5 protein-coding genes are annotated in these 4,702 nt (G+C 68.3%); 2 read left to right on the top strand and 3 right to left on the bottom strand.

What is annotated here, in order from left to right; all coding sequences use genetic code 11:
- Window positions 1-53: 53 nt before the first annotated feature.
- From ON27_RS40155 to ON27_RS40150, 3 genes are all read right to left on the bottom strand, one after another.
- Window positions 54-815 carry a phosphoadenosine phosphosulfate reductase domain-containing protein gene (locus ON27_RS40155; protein WP_051047110.1) on the bottom strand — a complete coding sequence of 254 codons (762 nt, stop codon included), beginning with the start codon at window positions 813-815 and terminating at the stop codon, window positions 54-56.
- Entirely contained in the window at window positions 812-1,246 is a 435-nt protein-coding gene (locus tag ON27_RS43285) for a hypothetical protein (RefSeq protein ID WP_157227406.1), read from the bottom strand. Before ON27_RS43285 ends, ON27_RS40155 begins: the two co-directional genes overlap by 4 nt.
- A 96-nt stretch (window positions 1,247-1,342) precedes the next feature.
- Window positions 1,343-2,431 carry a DUF4192 domain-containing protein gene (locus ON27_RS40150; RefSeq protein WP_051047109.1) on the bottom strand — a complete coding sequence of 363 codons (1,089 nt, stop codon included), beginning with the start codon at window positions 2,429-2,431 and terminating at the stop codon, window positions 1,343-1,345.
- A gap of 278 nt (window positions 2,432-2,709) precedes the next feature.
- Here ON27_RS40150 and ON27_RS29790 point away from each other — a divergent pair, with 278 nt between their 5' ends.
- Window positions 2,710-3,147 (top strand): hypothetical protein, encoded by a 438-nt coding sequence (locus ON27_RS29790; RefSeq protein WP_051047108.1) that lies wholly within the window; start codon window positions 2,710-2,712, stop codon window positions 3,145-3,147.
- A 663-nt stretch (window positions 3,148-3,810) separates the two neighbouring features.
- The coding region (locus ON27_RS29785; RefSeq protein WP_043735081.1) for a hypothetical protein at window positions 3,811-4,702 on the top strand (892 nt) is incomplete at its 3' end.

The raw sequence follows: 4,702 nt of genomic DNA, 5'->3' as shown, positions 1-4,702 counted from the left end.
ATTGCAAATGCCCAGGTAGGAGGGTTGCCATAGGGGGTCGTTGCGGGTTAGGGTTACGCCGATTGACCTGCAAAGTCGGGAATCGTGATTGCATCAGATGCAATTCCGGATGGACGCGCCCACACCGTCTCGAGGTCCCAGCCGTGGATCGGCAGCCAGGTGTCGACGATCCGCCGCGAGTTCGACACGCTGCCGGTGGGCGGATTCCCGGCGTCGCGGGCGGTACTGCAGCGGGGGCACATACACGTCCTGGCGGGCTCGTGGACGAACGCCGGCCGGTTCGCCCTTTCAACGGATTCTTGACTGCGGTGGCCCATGATGTTCAACACCCTCACCGGGCGATCCACGATACCGGCGGCGCGAGACTCCGCGACCAGCGTCGTGATCACCCGCCGCGCCGGGCCTCTTTTGAAATCACTTGTGCACCAACGAATCCGGTGTGAAGGCCATTTTCCGCGTTCGGCGACCCGGTCGAGAAGGTCCCCGCCGGTACGGGCCACGACCTCGTGGCGCAGCCCGTAGTGCTCGGCGTGCTCTCGGGCGAGGGCGGCGGTGTGGGGCCAGTCGGCTCGGCCCATGTCGGCATGGACGGTGGTGACCCGGTTCAGCACGTCGAGGTGGTGGAAGACCTCGACCAGAACATCGACCATTGCCTGGCTGTCTTTGCCGCCGCTGATCGAGATGAGGTACTGGTCGTAGCTGAGCAAATCCGGGCCGGGCGCCAACGCGAAATCGAGCTTGCCGCGCGGGCGTGGCAGTTGCTGAGCACGGGAGGGGCGTTCGCGTCGGCGGCGCAGAAGGTCGGGGGTGGTCACGGGACCGGCTCGTCACGGCGGTGGTGGCGGTGGCGGGTGCGTGGGTAGCCGGGAGTCTGCGGGCTGATGCGTTGGAGCCAGAATTTCGGAGGGTGCTGGTCGCGGTGGGTGCCGTCGGCCATGCAGGCGGGCGAGGTGACTCGGTCAGCGTCGGTGTGCGTGATCGGTACCGGTGTGGTGAGGACCGGGCAGGTACGGCAGTCAGGGCGTGGCTGCCCGAGCTGGGGATGTCGTAAACACAGGTCGTAGGGACCCCACCGGATCAGGCGGGTATCACGCATGACGTCGTACAGGGCCAGGTATCGGCGAGGGCGCAGCGCGCACTGCGGCCCCGGGATGCCGTGGTGCGCGGCGAGCGAGGTCCGGTTCCAGCCTCGGCCGTCGGGACCGCGCGGGCCGGAGCTTGGGGGGGTGGGTAGGTAGATGGGCACGTGCTGACCTCTCTGAATGAGGGAACTCCCGCAGCAGCAGCGCGGGGTGGCGGTGCGTGTGGCGCGCGAGCAACCCGCTCACATGCAGTGCCGGGCTTAGGATGTCGGCTCACTGATGCCTATGCCGAGTTTCGCGGCGGCGGACGCGCCGTGTCCGGCTAGGCGCCGAAGCTTTTCCGGTGCCACCCCGGCGTTCAGGGCTGCCCGCAGCGCCATAGCGGTAGCGTGTCGGGGGCTCGAGGCCAGCGCCGTTTCCAAAGCGACGGCGGCTAGGGTGCCCTCGCCGCGCAGGTAGGCGCTGTAGGCCAGCAACGTCGCGGCTTCGGTTCGCGCCGCGCCGGGTAGGCAGCGTACGAGCAGTGTCCACAGCTGTTCGGCGGCCACCGCGTCCTTGCTGACGGCGGTGGCGGGCAGGCAGTCGAGGACGGCTCGTTCACTCAGCGCCACCGCCAGCGCCGCCAATTGCGTAGGCGCTGGGATGTCTCCTCCGGCGATATCGGCGATCCGCCACAACACCGCCTGCAGACAACGCCGGTGATAGCCGGTCAGATCATGGTGCAGCACGGCGAGGCGGCGCTGCTGCCGGGCGCGTGCACTGGCTGCGGGCAGCAGCATCTCGATCTGCTCGGTGAGCGTCGGATCCGGGGCGAGGGTGTCGCGCAGTGCCTGGCGCGAGGGGTGCACCGGTTGACCGGTGATCAGCCGGTCGAGCGCGATCGGCGACCGCGCCGGATCGGTGAGGACACCGCGATCGGTCGAACCGATCAGCGTCCACCACGGTGATCCCGCGGTGATCTCTCGGCTCACCCACCCGCCGATCAGGGGTGCGGAACTGTCGGCGAGGCGGTGAGCGAGCCCGTCGACCAGACGACGCCCGGCCGCGGGCAGGGTCGGTCCGAAGTCGGGGTCGCTGAGCCGGTCATCGACGATCACGGCCAAGGTCGCGGATGCGTCGATGCTTGCCGCAGTGCTGCGCGCTCGAGCCGCCACCTCGCCGACCGGCATCGTGAGGTCGCACGCCGCCACGACCGAGCGCACCACGAGGCGGGCGGGCTCGGTGTCGCGGTCAGTGGTGACCTTGAGCATGGTCAGCACCAGTTGTCGGTGCGGGATGTAGCCGAGCCAGGCGGGTATGGAGGTGATCACCTGGGTCGGGTCGCGGACGAGGTCGGTGAGCGAGTGCACGTGAATGTCCCTTTCTGATCAGCGGATTGACGACCGAGTTGGCGGGACACGGTGCGAGACGCACCGCAAGCCACCGTCCGGGCGAGTACGATCGCGTACGGGAGAATCGGCAGGCGGGCCCAGAATTCAGGAGGCCGGCCATGTCGTCGCGTCGCCCACCGCGCTCCCCGCGCGCGGCTCGATCCCCCGAAGTCGTTGGACGACTGGAACGCTCACGCGCCCGCAGCAAACAACGTCGTGAACTGGCACGCCAGCGGGAGCGTGCTATCCATGAGGCGGTGAAGCGGTACCTCACCGACTGGGCGGCGATCACCGCGTGCGAAACCACGCGCGATGAACACATCGCGGCGCTACACAAGCAGATCAGCGACGTCGAGGCAGCCGCCGCGCAGGAGATCGCCCGCCACCGCGCCGACCAAGCCGAGGCCGCCGCCGTGATACGTGACCACGGTGCCTCCGACGACGAGCTCGCGGACCTGCTTGAGATCAGCACCAAGCAAGCCCGGCAACTGATCACCACCGCCCGCGCCCACCGCGACACCACCTCACCGGAGGAAGCACCAGCGCCGACGGTGGCACCAACCGGGCGGCTCGAGCGTGCTCGCCACGGCATCGCGGATTCCGGTCACTCGACAGAGCAGATCACCGAGGCAGTCGACACCGTCGAGTCTCCCGCGCCAGATGACTCGACAAAGAACGGTGAGCACGCGAGGTGATCTGGCGGTGTGTCCGGGCTGGGAAGGTGAGCGTGCGCTGCTACGGATGTTCGGCGGGCACGGCGTAGGTGAGATCGGTCAGGAATGGATAGGTCTCGGCAGTGTTGGCGACCGCTTGCACGATCCGAGTTGGGTGTCAGCTAACCCGCGGTGGCCGACAGCCGCAGTGGGTTGGCGTGGCCGCAGCGTCGAGGGGTGTAGCCACACGGAAAGACACGTGTGATGTGAGGTTTCATGCACGACGGTGGGACGTCGATCTAGCATTTCCGCCGTCGCGGGCGGGTGCATCCTTGCCCGCGACCCGCATGAGGCCGGAACTGTTCGGCAGCGATGCGTAGTAAGCGAAGCCGCCGGGCGTGACCGACCAGCGCACCCGTGATCCACATATCTCCACGGTGTTGGCAGACCCGCCTATCCACAGCGAACCCTTCCGGGGCGGGTCTTCACACCTTTTCCGCGCCTACGCTGCCAGGTCGTCCCAGCTCAGCACTCGCCCGAGCATCCCCCCGATGAACCTCTACTCGCACATTCGCAGCAAGCGGAGAGGTGTTACTGGCTGGTAGGGCTGGGTAAGGCCGACAGTGGTGCACCTTTGCGCCGACCCGATGCTGTCGAACACCGGAGGGACGAGATCCGCAATGAGCACACCCGACACCACAACCTTTGCTCGCGCAGCTCCGCGCTGCGCTGTCGCTGACCAACACCGAGATCCAGGTCGCCGAGACCCGCATCGCTCAGGCCCGCACCGAAGCGGTGCGCCGCGAGCTGTCGGAGAACGCCGACAACGCCCGCGCCCGCGCCGAAGCCATCGAGGCCACCATCCGCGAGCTGGGTGGTGTGCCGGAGCTGGTTGGTCCGTTCCTTGGCCAGGCTGCCGCGGCGGTCAAGGCGATGGTCGAGCAGGCTCTGCCGTTCGACGAGGCCCTGCTCGGTGACCTGGCTCTCGAACACCAGCTGGTCGATCGCGCCCGCTACATCAAGGCTCTGGCCACCTCCGCCGGACTGCGTGAGGTGGTGGCGTTGGCGGATCGGTTGATCACCGCGCATTCGGCCACGGTGGACTGGCTGACCACCGTCCTGGCCGAGGACGCTCTTGGTGGGCCGGCCGCGCTGCGCCGCACCCCCTTGCAGGCCGCTGCCGGGACGGCGGTGAAGCTGTTCAATCTCCCGGTCAGCTGGTCGACCCGCGGGCTGGATCGGGCGTTGGACACCGTGCGTGCCAGCACACCCGCACTCGGTGAACTGCTGGCCCAAGGCGCACGCGCCGGGGATGTCGCTGTCAAGACGCTGTCTGCTTCCCGCGATGCGGCGTTGGAGACCGCTGAGCAGGTCACCCGCCGCGAAGGCGCCGACACCGCCGCTGATGCGCTGCGGTCGATCCGCACCAGCACCGGCGTCCTCGAGCCCGGCGAGCTGCCCATCGCCGACTATGACGAGCTGAACGTCTCCCAAGCCGTCGCCGAGGTCAAAGAACTCACCGACCCCGCCGGCATCCGCGCGATCGCCGCCTACGAGGAAGCCCACAAAAACCGGCACGGCGTCGTGTCCGCCGCCC

This window comes from Nocardia asiatica NBRC 100129 (assembly GCF_000308415.1).
Lineage (GTDB): Bacteria > Actinomycetota > Actinomycetes > Mycobacteriales > Mycobacteriaceae > Nocardia > Nocardia asiatica.
The sequence above is the reverse complement of the archived record's forward strand: the minus strand, read 5'-3'. Positions and strand labels throughout refer to the sequence as shown.